This window comes from Halobacterium sp. DL1 (genome assembly GCA_000230955.3).
In the GTDB taxonomy this organism is placed as follows: Archaea; Halobacteriota; Halobacteria; order Halobacteriales; family Halobacteriaceae; genus Halobacterium.
Window position 1 is genome coordinate 810,537 of sequence record CP007060.1, and the last position, 13,045, is coordinate 823,581.

The 13,045-nt window shown below is 68.5% G+C and carries 15 protein-coding genes; 7 read left to right on the plus strand and 8 right to left on the minus strand.

Features of this window, described 5'->3' with window-relative positions; all coding sequences use genetic code 11:
* The first annotated feature begins 54 nt into the window (after positions 1 to 54).
* The gene (locus tag HALDL1_05620) at positions 55 to 1,323 is read left to right on the plus strand and encodes a hypothetical protein (GenBank protein ID AHG05194.1); all 1,269 of its coding nucleotides are present in this window, start codon (positions 55 to 57) and stop codon (positions 1,321 to 1,323) included.
* A 61-nt stretch (positions 1,324 to 1,384) separates the two neighbouring features.
* The gene (locus HALDL1_05625; GenBank protein AHG03124.1) at positions 1,385 to 3,079 is read left to right on the plus strand and encodes a radical SAM protein; all 1,695 of its coding nucleotides are present in this window, start codon (positions 1,385 to 1,387) and stop codon (positions 3,077 to 3,079) included.
* 79 nt (positions 3,080 to 3,158) lie between these two features.
* Here HALDL1_05625 and HALDL1_05630 read toward each other — a convergent pair whose 3' ends face one another.
* From HALDL1_05630 to HALDL1_05645, 4 genes are all read right to left on the minus strand, one after another.
* Complete coding sequence (locus HALDL1_05630) at positions 3,159 to 3,590, minus strand: deoxyribonuclease (protein ID AHG03125.1); 432 nt, start codon at positions 3,588 to 3,590, stop codon at positions 3,159 to 3,161.
* A gap of 93 nt (positions 3,591 to 3,683) precedes the next feature.
* Positions 3,684 to 4,352: a hypothetical protein gene (locus HALDL1_05635; protein ID AHG03126.1), complete on the minus strand. Its 669-nt coding sequence runs from the start codon at positions 4,350 to 4,352 to the stop codon at positions 3,684 to 3,686.
* A 75-nt stretch (positions 4,353 to 4,427) separates the two neighbouring features.
* The gene (locus HALDL1_05640) at positions 4,428 to 5,204 is read right to left on the minus strand and encodes a metallo-beta-lactamase (GenBank protein AHG03127.1); all 777 of its coding nucleotides are present in this window, start codon (positions 5,202 to 5,204) and stop codon (positions 4,428 to 4,430) included.
* A 37-nt stretch (positions 5,205 to 5,241) separates the two neighbouring features.
* Positions 5,242 to 5,508, minus strand: coding sequence for an ArsR family transcriptional regulator (locus HALDL1_05645; protein AHG03128.1), 267 nt, complete (start codon positions 5,506 to 5,508; stop codon positions 5,242 to 5,244).
* Between the two features lie 142 nt (positions 5,509 to 5,650).
* Between HALDL1_05645 and HALDL1_05650 the strand changes: the two genes are divergently transcribed.
* On the plus strand, positions 5,651 to 6,043 hold the full coding sequence (locus tag HALDL1_05650) for a pyridoxamine 5'-phosphate oxidase (protein ID AHG03129.1): 393 nt from the start codon (positions 5,651 to 5,653) through the stop codon (positions 6,041 to 6,043).
* A 27-nt stretch (positions 6,044 to 6,070) separates the two neighbouring features.
* Here the strand turns inward: HALDL1_05650 and HALDL1_05655 are convergent, their stop codons facing one another.
* Positions 6,071 to 6,205, minus strand: a complete 135-nt coding sequence (locus HALDL1_05655; protein AHG03130.1) for a hypothetical protein — start codon at positions 6,203 to 6,205, stop codon at positions 6,071 to 6,073.
* 88 nt (positions 6,206 to 6,293) lie between these two features.
* Between HALDL1_05655 and HALDL1_05660 the strand changes: the two genes are divergently transcribed.
* Positions 6,294 to 6,998, plus strand: coding sequence for an S-adenosylmethionine-dependent methyltransferase (locus HALDL1_05660; protein ID AHG03131.1), 705 nt, complete (start codon positions 6,294 to 6,296; stop codon positions 6,996 to 6,998).
* A gap of 73 nt (positions 6,999 to 7,071) precedes the next feature.
* Positions 7,072 to 7,992 (plus strand): glycosyl transferase family 2, encoded by a 921-nt coding sequence (locus HALDL1_05665; protein ID AHG03132.1) that lies wholly within the window; start codon positions 7,072 to 7,074, stop codon positions 7,990 to 7,992.
* Between the two features lie 31 nt (positions 7,993 to 8,023).
* Here HALDL1_05665 and HALDL1_05670 read toward each other — a convergent pair whose 3' ends face one another.
* On the minus strand, positions 8,024 to 8,842 hold the full coding sequence (locus HALDL1_05670; GenBank protein AHG03133.1) for an amidohydrolase: 819 nt from the start codon (positions 8,840 to 8,842) through the stop codon (positions 8,024 to 8,026).
* A gap of 124 nt (positions 8,843 to 8,966) precedes the next feature.
* Here HALDL1_05670 and HALDL1_05675 point away from each other — a divergent pair, with 124 nt between their 5' ends.
* Entirely contained in the window at positions 8,967 to 9,284 is a 318-nt protein-coding gene (locus tag HALDL1_05675) for a hypothetical protein (GenBank protein AHG05195.1), read from the plus strand.
* A 37-nt stretch (positions 9,285 to 9,321) separates the two neighbouring features.
* Here HALDL1_05675 and HALDL1_05680 read toward each other — a convergent pair whose 3' ends face one another.
* Positions 9,322 to 10,077: an S-adenosylmethionine hydroxide adenosyltransferase gene (locus HALDL1_05680; protein ID AHG03134.1), complete on the minus strand. Its 756-nt coding sequence runs from the start codon at positions 10,075 to 10,077 to the stop codon at positions 9,322 to 9,324.
* 128 nt (positions 10,078 to 10,205) lie between these two features.
* Entirely contained in the window at positions 10,206 to 10,736 is a 531-nt protein-coding gene (locus tag HALDL1_05685; GenBank protein AHG03135.1) for a nicotinamide-nucleotide adenylyltransferase, read from the minus strand.
* Between the two features lie 200 nt (positions 10,737 to 10,936).
* Between HALDL1_05685 and HALDL1_05690 the strand changes: the two genes are divergently transcribed.
* Positions 10,937 to 12,991, plus strand: a complete 2,055-nt coding sequence (locus tag HALDL1_05690) for an ATPase AAA (GenBank protein AHG03136.1) — start codon at positions 10,937 to 10,939, stop codon at positions 12,989 to 12,991.
* Positions 12,992 to 13,045 lie beyond the last annotated feature (54 nt).

Below are 13,045 nucleotides of genomic sequence, written 5' to 3' on the forward strand. Positions count from 1 at the left end.
TGGGACGACCCCTGCCACCGGAACACGAAAGTGGCCCCAGTGGCACGTTCTCCCGTGCCACCGACCCCCGGATTCCGGTCGCTCCCCGAGCGCGCCAGGTGGTTCGCCTCGACGGTCGCGTCGACGCACGCCACCCGATTCGTCCTCGCGGCGGCCGTCGTCTCGGGACTGCTCACCGCCCTCGTCTTCCCCGCCAGGAACCCCGGGCAGGTCGCGCTCGCTAGCGACGTCTACTACGCCGCCGGCCGCGCCCTCCTCGACGGCCAGCCGCTGTACGACACCGGCTTCCTCTACCCGCCTCCGGTTGCCGTCGCCTTCGTCCCGAACGCCCTCCTCGGCAGCGCCACTCTCGCCTTCTCCGTCCAGATACTGGTCGGTGTGGTCGCACTCGGCGCCGTCGCCGTGGTCTGCGTCCGTCTCACCGAGCGGGCGGGCGCCACCCTCGACCCTACCGACCGCTGGCTCGTCGGCGCTGCCGTCCTCGTCAGTTCGCCGTCGGTCGTGAACCTCGTCAACGGCCAGGTCAACCCCGTGCTCGCGGCCGCCGTCGCAGCGGGATTGCTGGCGTTCGAGTCGGACCGCGAGTGCGCGAGCGGCGCGGCGTTCGCGCTCCCAGCGCTCGTCAAACTGTTCCCCGCGTTCGTCGGCGTGTGGCTCCTCAGGCAGCGCGCCTGGAGGGCCGTCGCCGCCGCCACCGCCATCGGTCTGGGCGTCCTGCTCGCCGGCCTCGCCGCCTTCGGCCCCGGGTCGTACGAGACGTTCGCCACCACCGTGCTCGGCGGCGAGGCGAACGTCGCCACCTTCCCCGACGGCCCAGACCCAACGGCGCCCTACGCCACCCTCAGACGCCAGCTGGTCGCCGTCGCACCGGGGCTCTCCGGGGGAGCGCTGCTGGCGACCAGCCTCGCCATCCTCGCGCCCGTCGTCGCCGCAGCCAACCGGGTCACCGCCACGCTCACCGACCGACTCGTCGGCCTCCACGCCGTCCTCACGGCAATCCTCGTCGCGTTCCCGCTGGAGCCGTTCTACGCAGTGCTCGCGTTCCCCACGCTCGTACCTTTGCTGTACGCCCTCGACGGCACCCCTCGGAAACTGTTCCTCGTCGGGTCGCTGCTCACACTCGTTCCGATCGCGCTCGGCGACGTCGCAATCGTCGCCGCACTGCCCGTGGTCCCGTCGGCCGTCGGAAACGCCGTTTCGGGTGGTGCCGAGACTGCATTCACGTACGTCCTGCCGCCCACCGTCGGCGCCGCGCTCACCCTCGTCGCCTGCGTCCTCCAGCAGCACCGCCGTGCCCCCGAGGCTGCTCCGAGAGCCGGGTAGTGGGGCCGGCAGTCGCCCCGTGTAGTCACGTTCTTACGCGTCGACCCCCAATCCCCCGCCAATGAACGACCCCGCGGAGCTGGACGTGACGCTCGTGGACGGCTACGTCGACGAGCCGGCGCACTTCGGCGTGCCGCCGTACATCTCCACGTACCCGCGGTACGCCGCCGGCGCGATGGTGGACGCCGGCGTCGACCCCGAGAACGTCACCTACCACACCATCGACGAACTGCGCGACGACCGCTCGAAGTGGGCCGACGTGGCGGACGCGGACCTCTTCGTCTACGTCGGCGGCATGACCGTCCCCGGGAAGTACGTCGGCGGGACGCCCGCCGAACCAGACGAGGTGCGGGAGCTGGCGTGGGTCGCCGAGGGGACGAGCGTGATGGGCGGTCCCGTCCGCTTCGGCGTCGGCGAGGAGAACGCGGGCGCCCAGGAGATGGAGCGCTCGGACCTCGACTTCGACTTCCTCGCGATGGCGGACGTCGAGGCCGCGGCCTACGACCTCGTGAACAACGGTCTAGATGGGTTCGAGGACCGCTACCGCGACAACGACGAGATCGACCGCTGGGGCGCGAAGGGCGCGTTCGTCGTCGAGCAGCACCCCAACTTCCCGGAGTACCTCATCTGCGAGATGGAGACCTCCCGTGGCTGCGCCTACCGCTGCTCGTTCTGCACGGAACCGATGTACGGCGACCCCGGCTTCCGGAGCGCCGACTCCGTCGTCCGCGAGGTCGGGAACCTCTACGACGCCGGCGCGCGGCACTTCCGCCTCGGCCGGCAGGCCGACATCCTCGCGTTCGGCGGCGACGGCGAGGCCCCGAACCCGGGCGCCCTGCGCGACCTCTACGAGGGTATCCGCGAGGTGGCGCCCGACCTCGGGACGCTGCACCTCGACAACATGAACCCCGTGACCATCGTGGACTACCCCGAGAAGTCCCGGGAGGCCATCCGCATCATCGCCGAGCACAACACCGCGGGCGACACCGCGGCGTTCGGCCTGGAGTCCGCGGACCCAGTCGTCGCCGAGGAGAACCACCTGCTCGTCTCCGCCGACGAGTGTCTCGAGGCAGTCCGCGTCGTCAACGAGGTTGGCGGCTGGCGTCCTGGCGAATCCCCGGAAGACGCGCCGACGTTCGGCGACGAGGCCGCGAACCGGCTGCCGAAACTGCTCCCCGGCATCAACCTCGTCCACGGCCTCAAGGGCGAGAGCGCGGAGACGTTCGAGCACAACAAGCAGTTCCTCCAGCGCGTGCTCGACGAGGGGCTGATGCTCCGGCGCATCAACATCCGGCAGGTGATGACTTTCGAGGGGACGGAGATGGCAGAAACGGGCGTCGAACTCGCCGAGAACCACAAGCAACTGTTCAAGCAGTACAAGACGGAGGTCCGCGAGGATATCGACAACCCGATGCTGAACCGCGTGGTGCCGCCCGGAACCGTCCTGGAGGACGTCCACCTCGAGTACCACCAGGACGGCAAGACGTTCGGCCGCCAGCTCGGCACCTACTCGTTGCTCGTCGGCATCCCGGGCGAGCGCGAACTCGGACGGACCATCGACGTGGCGGTCACCGACCACGGCTACCGCTCGGTGACCGGAGTGCCGTACCCCCTCGACCTCGACAGCGCGTCGATGGCCGAACTCACCGCTATCCCCGGCATCGGCGACCGGACGGCCGGCGACATCCTCGTCGACCGCCCCCACGACACGACCCCGACCGTCGACGACGCAGACATCGCGAAGTTCGTCCGCTGAGAGCGGTGCCGTCGCTGCCAGCATCGCGGGCCGCAGAAGGGAGCCGTTCGGCGACCGCGACCGCTCGGCAGTCCGCGTCTCAGTACGTCTCGTCGATGATCTCGCCGACGGCGAAGTTCGACTTCACTTCCGTCACCTCGACCTTCACGCGCTCGCCGATTTCGGCGTCCGGGACGATGATGACGTAGCCGCGCTCGACACGCGCGATGCCGTCGCCCTGCTTGCCGATGTCCTCGATCTCCACGTAGCGCACCTCTCCCTCCTCGACGGGTGGCTGTGGCTCCGTCGATGCCGTCTCCGTGCCGGACGAAGACGAAGCGGAGGAGGACGACGAAGACGAAGACGAGGTCTCCTCGCTCTCCGTCCGCGAGATGAGCGCGACGCGGTACACCTCTCCCGGGTCCACGGACCCGGCCTCGATTTCGCTGCGCGGCACCTCGACGACGTACTCGTCGTCTTTCACAGTCACTTCCGCGTTGAACAGACAGAGTAGCTGGTCAGAGATTTCCATGTCGAAGCCTCCACTGAAGCGTGTTGGTCCCGTGACTTAACCGTTGTCACGAGTTACCCCGCCCGGGGGCGCCTGCGACGCTCCGCTCCCTCGTTATCCTTCGTACTGGGTTCCGTCGGGGCGCTTGGCGCCTTCGGAGTCGTGGACCACTGCCTCGCCTGGCGCCGGGTTCGCCGGCTCGAAGTTGTCCCGGACCGAGATTGCCTCCTCCAGTTCCCGCACGGCGCGCTCCTTCAGCGCTGCGGCCAGCGACTCGGCGTCCTCGCGGGAGATGTCGCGGCCGAGTCCCTCGCACTCGTGTGCACGCACCATCCCAGCCTCGTCGACTGCCTCGCCCATCGGCTGACTGGTGCCGCCGAGCGCGACGCTGAACGGGTAGGTCTCGCAGATGAGCGGTCGGCTGTCGTGGACCGTACACTTCCCAGTCCCCTCGTCGTCCTCGTCGTAGAACGTGCAGTCCCCGCACGAATTCGTCTGGAGCGCCCACTCGAACGTCTCGCCGTCCCCGTCCTCGTCGAGGCCGTAGGGCATCGGGCGCGCGACGTCTCGCCAGTCGCGTTCGTCGCTCTCCCCCTCCACCCCCGCCTCCTGCAGTTCCCGCACCTCGTCCGGGAAGACGGTCGCCGTGTGCGGGTCCTCCTCTTCGCTCTTGCAGCAGGCACCACAGCGCGTGCACTCGAAGCCGATGGTCTCGATGGCGTCTGCGAGGTCCGCGACCGCGAGTCCGCGGGCCCGGTCGAGTTCGGCTTCGAGGTCGTTCACAACTCCAGTTCGGAGCGCTCGGGGAAAAGCTACGCGGGGGCGGCGTGCTCGCGGGTCGCTGCGCTCCCCGCTCGTTCAGAACGTGGTCTCGTTACGCTCGACTACGCGCGCCCCGTCCCACTCGACCCGGCCCTCGACGGCGAGTTTGTCGAGGTGCGCGCGGACGGTCTGGCCCGCGAGGTCCCGCACCCCCGCGAGGTCCTTGTCGTAGGCGGCGTCGAGGACCTCCTCCACCGTCTCGGCGCCAGATTCGACGGCCGCGAGCACGCGCCGTTCGCGGTCGCGGCGGTGTTCGTAGAGGGCGGCGAGGCGCTCACTCGGGGATTCGATGGCCGGCCCGTGGCCGGGGTGGAGGCGGTCGAAGTTCCGGGCGCGCACACTGCGCAGCGAGGCGAAGTAGGCGCGCATGTCTCCGTCGACCGCGCCGACGAACACGCTCCCGTCGGCGAACACGAGGTCGCCCGTGACGGCCTCGTTCTCTTCGACGAACGCCACGTGGTCGGGCGCGTGGCCGGGTGTATCGAGGACGGTGACGCCGGTGTCGCCGAGTTCGTCTCCCGGACGGAACAGGCGGTCTGCGGGAACGCCGGTCGCGCGTTCGAAGCGGTCGGCGAACGCCGCGTGGGCCCACACCGTCGCGTCAGCTTCGGTCGCGTACTCGGCGACGGCGCCGACGTGGTCCGGGTGGGCGTGGGTGACCGCGACGTGGTCGACGTCCGTCGCGGCGGCGTCGAGGGCTGGCGTGCGACCCGCCGGGTCGACGAGAAGTCCTTCGGGAGTCCCCAGGCGGTACGCGTTCGTCTCACCCTGTGGGGCACGCGTCTCGACGCGGACCGGGTACTGCTCGGGCACGGACGTGCAGAGGGACGGCGGCGGGAAAAGTGTCGCGTCAGTCGGCCAGCGAGTACACCTGCTTGCGGGCGTCCTGGAAGCTGTAGCGGGAGTCGACCAGGTCCTCGTCGTCGAGGCGGTTGAGGGCGTAGCGTACGGTGCGGTCCGGGAGCAGCGACTCGTCGGCGAGTTGCCCCTGGGAGAGGGGCGCGTCGATCTCGAGGACCTTGGCGACGAGCTTGGCGCTCGGGGGCAGTTCGCGGAGGCGCTCGCGGAACTCGTCGTCGTCTTCTGGTGGCTGGCTGTTCTTGGTGGACGTGCTCATGGAACTCCATCACATACTGGTGTAGGTAAAGGTTGTCTACCCCTGCGACTAAATACCTAATATCGTATAAGGTCGCAGGTGGCGTGTAGCGGCGGTCTGCGGCGACCACACGTTTTTGCCGGATTCGGTCGAACGTCCAGGCATGGCGACCATCCCGGAGGAGTACCACGACCTCTTCGAGAAGCGCTCGTTCCTCAGTTTTGGCACGCTCTCCCCGGACGGCAAACCCCACGTCACGCCCGTCTGGGTGGACTACGACGGCGAACACGTCCTCGTGAACACCGCCAGGGGCCGCCGGAAGGAGCAGAACCTCCAGCAGGACGAGCGAGTGGGGGGTTGCATCCTCGACCCGGACGACCCCTACCGGTACGTCGGCTTCCAGGGGACAGTTGCGGAGATAACGACCGACGGCGCCGTCGACCACATCGACGAACTCGCCGCCCGCTACTTCGACGTCGACGAGTACCCTCACCACGGCGAGGAGCAGGGAGAGCGCGTGCTCGTGCGCATCGAACCGACGCGCGTGTTCGACTGACGAGGGGATTCGCCAACGGCGCGCAGGTCAGTGCGTGTGGTCGTTGTAGGTCCCGAAGTGGTGGCCGCAGTCCGGACAGTGCACGCGGTGAATGCCCTCGTGGTCGTGGTGGGTCAGCTCCTCGAGGTCGAACTCCCCGTCGCAGTCGGGGCACGTTCTCATACCTCACGGTACGCGCCGAGCGGGCAAAGTCGTTCCGCGGTTTCCAGTACGGTTTTAACCGCCCCCCTACGATGTTGGCGTGAGAAGCGTGAAGGGACAGGAGTGGTACCAGGCCACCGAGGTCGCGGAGGAGTACGACGAGAAACGGTTCTCTCGCGGTGGCCGGCTCATCGACCGCCGGGAGAAGCAAGCAGTGCTCGACGCGCTCGGGCCCGTCGAGGACAAACGTGTCCTCGAGATAGCCTGCGGTACCGGCCGGTTCACGGTGATGCTCGCCGAGCGCGGCGCGGACATCACGGGCCTCGACATCTCGGGGCCGATGCTCCAGGAGGGCCGCCAGAAGGCCAGCCAGTCCGGCGTCACGGACAACCTGGAGTTCATGCGGGGGGACGCCGCCCGCCTGCCGTTCCCGGACGACCACTTCGACGCCGTTTTCGCGATGCGATTCTTCCACCTCGCGGACACGCCCGCGAAGTTCCTCACGGAGATGGCGCGGGTCGCCGAGGAGCAGGTGTTCTTCGACACGTTCAACCGCTTCAGCACGCGCTCGCTGTACAACTGGCTGCTCCCGATGGGGTCGCGGCTGTACGGCGCCAGCGAGGTCGAGGGACTCGTCGAGGGCGCGGGGCTCCACCTCGAGGACGCCGAGCACGACTTCGTCGTGCCGTACGGCTTCTACCGCGCGGTCCCCGACTGGGTCGCTGGCCCGGTCCGGACGGGCGACACGGCCATTGGCCGGACGCCGCTGGGCCGACCGCTCTCCTCGGTCTCCTACTGGGACGCCCGAGTGTAGCCCGAGCGCGGCCGCGGATTCCGGTCTATCGGAACCCGAGACGTTTTTACCGGCGCCGAGAGTGAACGGAACTATGGATATCTCGGTAGTGGTGCCAACCCTCAACGGGCGCGAGGCGCTCGCCGCGTCTCTCGACGCGCTCGCGACCCACGCACCCGACGCCGAGGTCGTCGTCGCCAACGGGCCGTCCGCGGACGGCACCTCCGGGATGGCCCGCGACCACGACGCGGTCGACGTGCTCCTGGAACTCGCAGAGCGGAACCTCAACGCCTCCCGGAACGCGGGCATCGCGGCCGTGACCGGGGACGTGGTCGCGTTCGTCGGCCAGGACACCCGAATCCGGGAGGGGTGGGTGCCGGCCATTCTGGACGCGCTCGCGGACGGCGCGGACGCGGTCACCGGCCCCGTCCACCGCAACGTCGAGGGCGGCGTCACCACCGAGTCCGTCGAGCGGCGGACCGTCTGTGGCCGCGAAGTGACGTACTTCGACGGCGGCAACGTCGCGTTCACGCGCGCCGCCATCGAGGCCCTCGACGGCTTCGACGAGTACCTCCAGACAGGCGCCGCGCGGGACGCCGCCCACCGCCTCGCGGGGATGGGCCACGACGTGGTCTGGGGGCGAGACGCCGTGGTGCTCCGCGAGGAGAAAGACGACATCGTCCACCGACTCCCGGAAGACCCCGAGGAGTCCGCGTGGGGGCTGAAGTACCGTTCGCTCGCCTACCGCCTCGTGAAGAACTACGGGATGGGTGTGCGAATCGGGGCGCGAGTCGTCCGCCACGCAGTCGGCGACGCGCTCTCCGTCGGCGGCGACGTGGCCCGCGGGAACGCCAAACTGACGGAGTGGTCCGCCGCGGGCGCCGCCGTCGTCCCGAACATCTGGCGCGGCAGCCAGGACGGCCTCTCCGCGCGGATGGGCGACCGGAGTCCGCGGCGCAACCCGAACGGCGTCTCCGCGCGGATGGACCGCGCGGTTGCGCGCTACGACAGGTAGGCAGCCAGCGACCACCGACTGTCGGCGCGACTCACTCCCGGTCGAGGCCGGGAATGACCCGCACCGGATTCTTCCCGAACACCTTCCGCATCGCGTCCTCTGTCACGTCGAGCGTCAGAATCTCCATCACCGCGACGTTCGGGTGGACGGCGGGCGCGCCGCTCCCGAACAGCACGCGGTCGGGGTGTTCGACGATGGCTCGTTCGAGCAGCTCCCGGTACCTGACGGCGGCCGTGTCGAGGTAGAGCTCCTCGTGGGTCTCCAGCATCGCGACCGCCTCGTGCATCAGCGAGCGGTCGAGCGGGTGGCCGCCGAAGTGCGCGAGGACGACGGGGAACTCCCGGCCGAGCAGCGTCTCCTCGAGCGCGCTCGGCGAGAAGCCGCGGCCGCCGTGGACGAGCACCGGGAGGCCGACGTCGTCCATGACGTCGAGCACGTCGGCGTCCGGGAGGCCGTCCCGCGTCGGGTCGAGTTTGAAGCCGTGGAAGCGGTCGTCGTATGCGTACTGCTCGATGTCCTCGGGGGAGGTCTGCCACTCGCGGCGCGACGACCGCAGGTTCCGCAGCTTCGACGTCGCGCCGTCGCCGGGGTCGCGGGGGCCGTCGATGCGCGCGAACGCGATGAACGGGCGCTGGGCGGCCTGCCGCGCGACGGCGTTGTTCGCGCGGAGGTAGCCCTGTTCGCCCTTCTGCGGGCCGGGGAACACGACGGAGCGGACGATGCCGGACTGGTGCATCTCGCGTTCCAGGTCCTCCGCGTCGATGGTGTTGCCGCGCACGGGCCGCCCCGGTCCGGCGTGGAGACGCACGTGGGCGTCCACGACGCGGAACCCGTGCTCCAGTTCGAGCATGGGCCAACGTATCCGGCCGACTATTTTGGTGTGACGGTGTGTGTAGTCCCATTTTGAGGGTCGACTGAGAACCCGATCACCCGGCCACAACGTGTAACCGGATCACTGCCCTCACGGCGACACGATGGCCGAGCAGCTCGGGCTAACCGAGTGCGTGTCCATCGCCCTCGGTGGCATGATCGGCGGCGGCATCTACGCCGTTCTCGGGGTCGTCGCGAAACTCACGATGGCGGCAACGTGGTTCGCGTCGCTGTCGTTCATCGTCGTCTTCGGCGTGGTCAGTCTACTGGCGTTCCACGAGCGTGACGCCGACGACGTCCACCCGGTTCCGCCCGCGCTCGGTGCCGTCGGCACCGTCGCGGTCGAACTCCTCTACTTCGAGCGGGAGCTCCTCGAGCAGGAACTCGCGTCCACCGAGGACAGCGTCGGGTCGCTGCGGTGAGCGTCGGTGTACTGGGTGAGCCGGGTGCCGGCTCCCCTCACCATGCCAGTTCCACCGGACTCTCGGGTTCGACGCCGAACGCCTCGTCGCCGCGCCCACGGTTCACCGCCAGCTCGACGTTCCCGTGGCTCCCGACTGTGACGAGTCGCTCGCCGCTCCCGACCGCCGCGTACGTCCGCTCGACGGAGACGCGTTCGCCGTTCACTGTGACGACCTCCCCGAACCTGTCCGCCAGGACGCGACCCGGGACGTTCGTGATGGCGTTCCCGAAGCCGTCTACGACGAGCACCTCGCCGCGGAGCGCGTCGCCCGCGAGGTCCGGGTCCGGGAACGCGAGCGTCTCGTAATCGTCCGTGCGCTCGTAGTCGCTGTACTCGTGGAACGTCTCGACGCCGCGCGCGTGGACGTCGGCCGCCGCGGGTGCGAACACGTCCCGGCCGTGGAACGTCGAACTCGCGGGGTCCTCGACGGCTATCTCGAACACCTCCACGTCCTCGGCTATCTGCCGCGCCGCGGGTATCGCCACCCCGTTGTCAGGCGCGACGAGCGCGTGACGACCCGCTCGCACCACGACGGCCGCGCGGTCGGTGCCGACGCCCGGGTCGACGACTACGAGGTGGACCGCCGGCGGGAAGTACGGCAGCACCTCGCGGAGCCAGAACGCTGCCGCGCGCACGTCCTGCCGCGGGAAGTCGTGGGTCACGTCGACGAGACGCGCGTCCGTGGACTGCAGGACGACGCCCTTCATCGCCGCCGGGTAGGGCGACCCGAAGTCGGTACTCAGCGTTATCATACCCGGTAGTAGTCGCGTCCTCGTTGAAAACTGCTCGTTCTGGGCTAGTCGAAGTCGGCGAACGGGGGCTTTCGAGGTCGTAGCCACCACTCCGTCAGTCTCAGAAGCAACCGCGAAAATCGACAGTACTAGGCCGGATTCGGGTCGCCGTTCGAGTCCGTGTCGCTGATCTTCTGGATGCGGTCGATGCCCTCGATCTCCTCGATGACGTCCGCGACGGTTCCCGGGACCAGGCTCTCCCAGTCGCCGTCCTCGGCCATCCGTCGGCGGATCTCGGTGCCCTCCAGAACCTCTCGGTCGAACATCGGCGACTGCCGGACCTCGATGCCGGCCTCGTTGAACAGGCGGATGACCAGCGGGTTGTTCGAGTACGCCACGTCGAAGTTCGGGCTCATCGACTGGACGTGGCTCACCCAGACGGCGTTCCGGTCCAGGTCCTCGATGGGGACGGCGTACGTCACCAGGTCGAACTCCACGAGCGACTTCGTGATCATCATGATCCGCTCGCCCGCCGTGAACGGGTTCCGGGCGCTGTGTGAGTCGCCCGCGCTCCCGATGCCGACGACGAGTTCGTCGACCTCCGTCGCTATCTGCTCGACGACGCGCTGGTGGCCGTTGTGGTACGGCTGGAAGCGTCCGATGTAGAACCCGCGAGTCATTCCTCTGGTGGACAAACCACTGCAGCGACCATAAGAATGGCGAGTCCGGCAGGTCCGAGTCCGTTACCCTCCGTTTCGAGTCGAACTACGGAATCGCTGTATAGGGCCTGAAAGCGGAGAATACGGCCGACTCGCGGTTTCGCCGAGGGAGAAAGTATATCAGTCGCCCTCCCCTGTTTTCGACTGTCGAAATCACTTCAATGAGTAACGAATCGAACAAGGACAGACCCCTCCACGACGACGACAACTCCGAGGAGGCTCCGGCCCCCGGGCCCGACGAGACCACGGGCGACCTCGAGGACCTCGGGAGCGACGTCGGCGTCGAGGGAGACCTGTCCATCAACGAGGATATCGCCGAGGACGACCTGCTCGGCGGCCTCGAAATCGACGACACGTCGAACATCGAGGTTCCCGACCGACTGGTCGACCAGGTCATCGGCCAGGAGGAGGCACGCGACATCATCCTGCGCGCCGCCAAGCAGCACCGGCACGTGATGATGATCGGCTCCCCCGGGACCGGCAAGTCGCTGCTTGCGAAGGCGATGAGCCACCTCCTCCCGAAGGAGAGCCTGCAGGACGTTCTCGTCTACCACAACCCGGACGACTCCAACGAACCGAAGGTCCGGACGGTTCCCGCCGGGAAAGGCGACCAGATTGTCGACGCGCACAAGGAGGAAGCCCGCAAGCGCAACCAGATGCGGTCGTTCCTGATGTGGATCATCATCCTCATCGTCGTGGGCTACGCGCTGCTGATGGTCAACCAGCCGCTGCTGGGCATCCTCGCGGCCGGCGTCATCTATCTCGTCTTCCGGTACTCCAACCGCGGCAGCGACGCCATGGTGCCGAAGCTCCTCATCAACAACGCCGACCGCAAGATCGCGCCGTTCGAGGACGCCACCGGCGCCCACGCCGGCGCGCTGCTCGGCGACGTCCGCCACGACCCGTTCCAGTCCGGCGGCATGGAGACGCCGAGCCACGACCGCGTCGAGGCCGGCGCCATCCAGAAGGCGCACAAGGGCGTGCTGTTCATCGACGAGATCAACACGCTCGACGTCCGCAGCCAGCAGAAGCTGATGACGGCCATCCAGGAGGGCGAGTTCTCCATCACCGGCCAGTCCGAGCGCTCCTCGGGCGCGATGGTGCAGACCGAACCCGTCCCGTGTGACTTCATCATGGTCGCGTCCGGCAACATGGACGCGATGGAGAACATGCACCCCGCGCTGCGCTCCCGAATTCGGGGGTACGGCTACGAGGTGTACATGGAGGACACTATCGAGGACACCCCGGGGATGCGCCGGAAGTACGCGCGCTTCGTCGCCCAGGAGGTCGAGAAGGACGGCCAGCTCCCGGCCTTCTCCCCCGAGGCGGTCCGCGAGGTCATCCTCGAGGCGAAGCGCCGCTCCGGCCGGAAGGACCACCTCACGCTGAAGCTGCGTGACCTCGGTGGTCTCGTCCGGGTCGCCGGCGACATCGCCCGTTCGCGGGACCACGAACTCACCACGCGGGACGACGTCCTGCAGGCGAAGAAGCGCTCGCGGTCCATCGAACAGCAGGTCGCCGACGACTACATCGAGCGCCGCAAGGAGTACGAGCTGAAAGTCTCCGGCGGCGAGGCGGTCGGCCGCGTCAACGGCCTCGCCGTGATGGGCGGGGACTCCGGCATCATGCTCCCCGTCATGGCCGAGATCACGCCCAAGCAGGGCGAGGGTGGCGAGGTCATCGCCACCGGCCAGCTGAAGGAGATGGCCGAGGAGGCAGTCGACAACGTCTCCGCCATCATCAAGAAGTACAGCGACCAGGACATCTCCCAGAAGGACATCCACATCCAGTTCGTCCAGACGGGCCAGGGCGGCGTCGACGGCGACTCCGCGTCCATCACGGTCGCGACCGCCGTCATCAGCGCCCTGGAGGACATCCCGGTCGCCCAGGACCTCGCGATGACGGGCAGCCTCTCTGTCCGGGGCGACGTGCTCCCGGTCGGTGGCGTCACGCACAAGATCGAGGCCGCCGCGAAGTCCGGCTGCAAGCGGGTCATCATCCCGAAGGCCAACGAGCAGGACGTGATGATCGAGGACGAGTACGAGGAGATGATCGAGGTCATCCCCGTCTCGCACATCAGTGAGGTCCTCGACGTCGCGCTCGTCGGCGAACCCGAGAAGGACTCGCTGGTCGACCGCCTCAAGTCCATCACCGGCAAAGCCCTCGAGGGCGGGGTGGACTCCGGCACGACCGGCGGCAGCCCCAGCCCGCAATAGGACCTTTTTCCTGCGTTCGGCGCGCTTCACGCGCCTCTCTTGCAAAAAGCTACG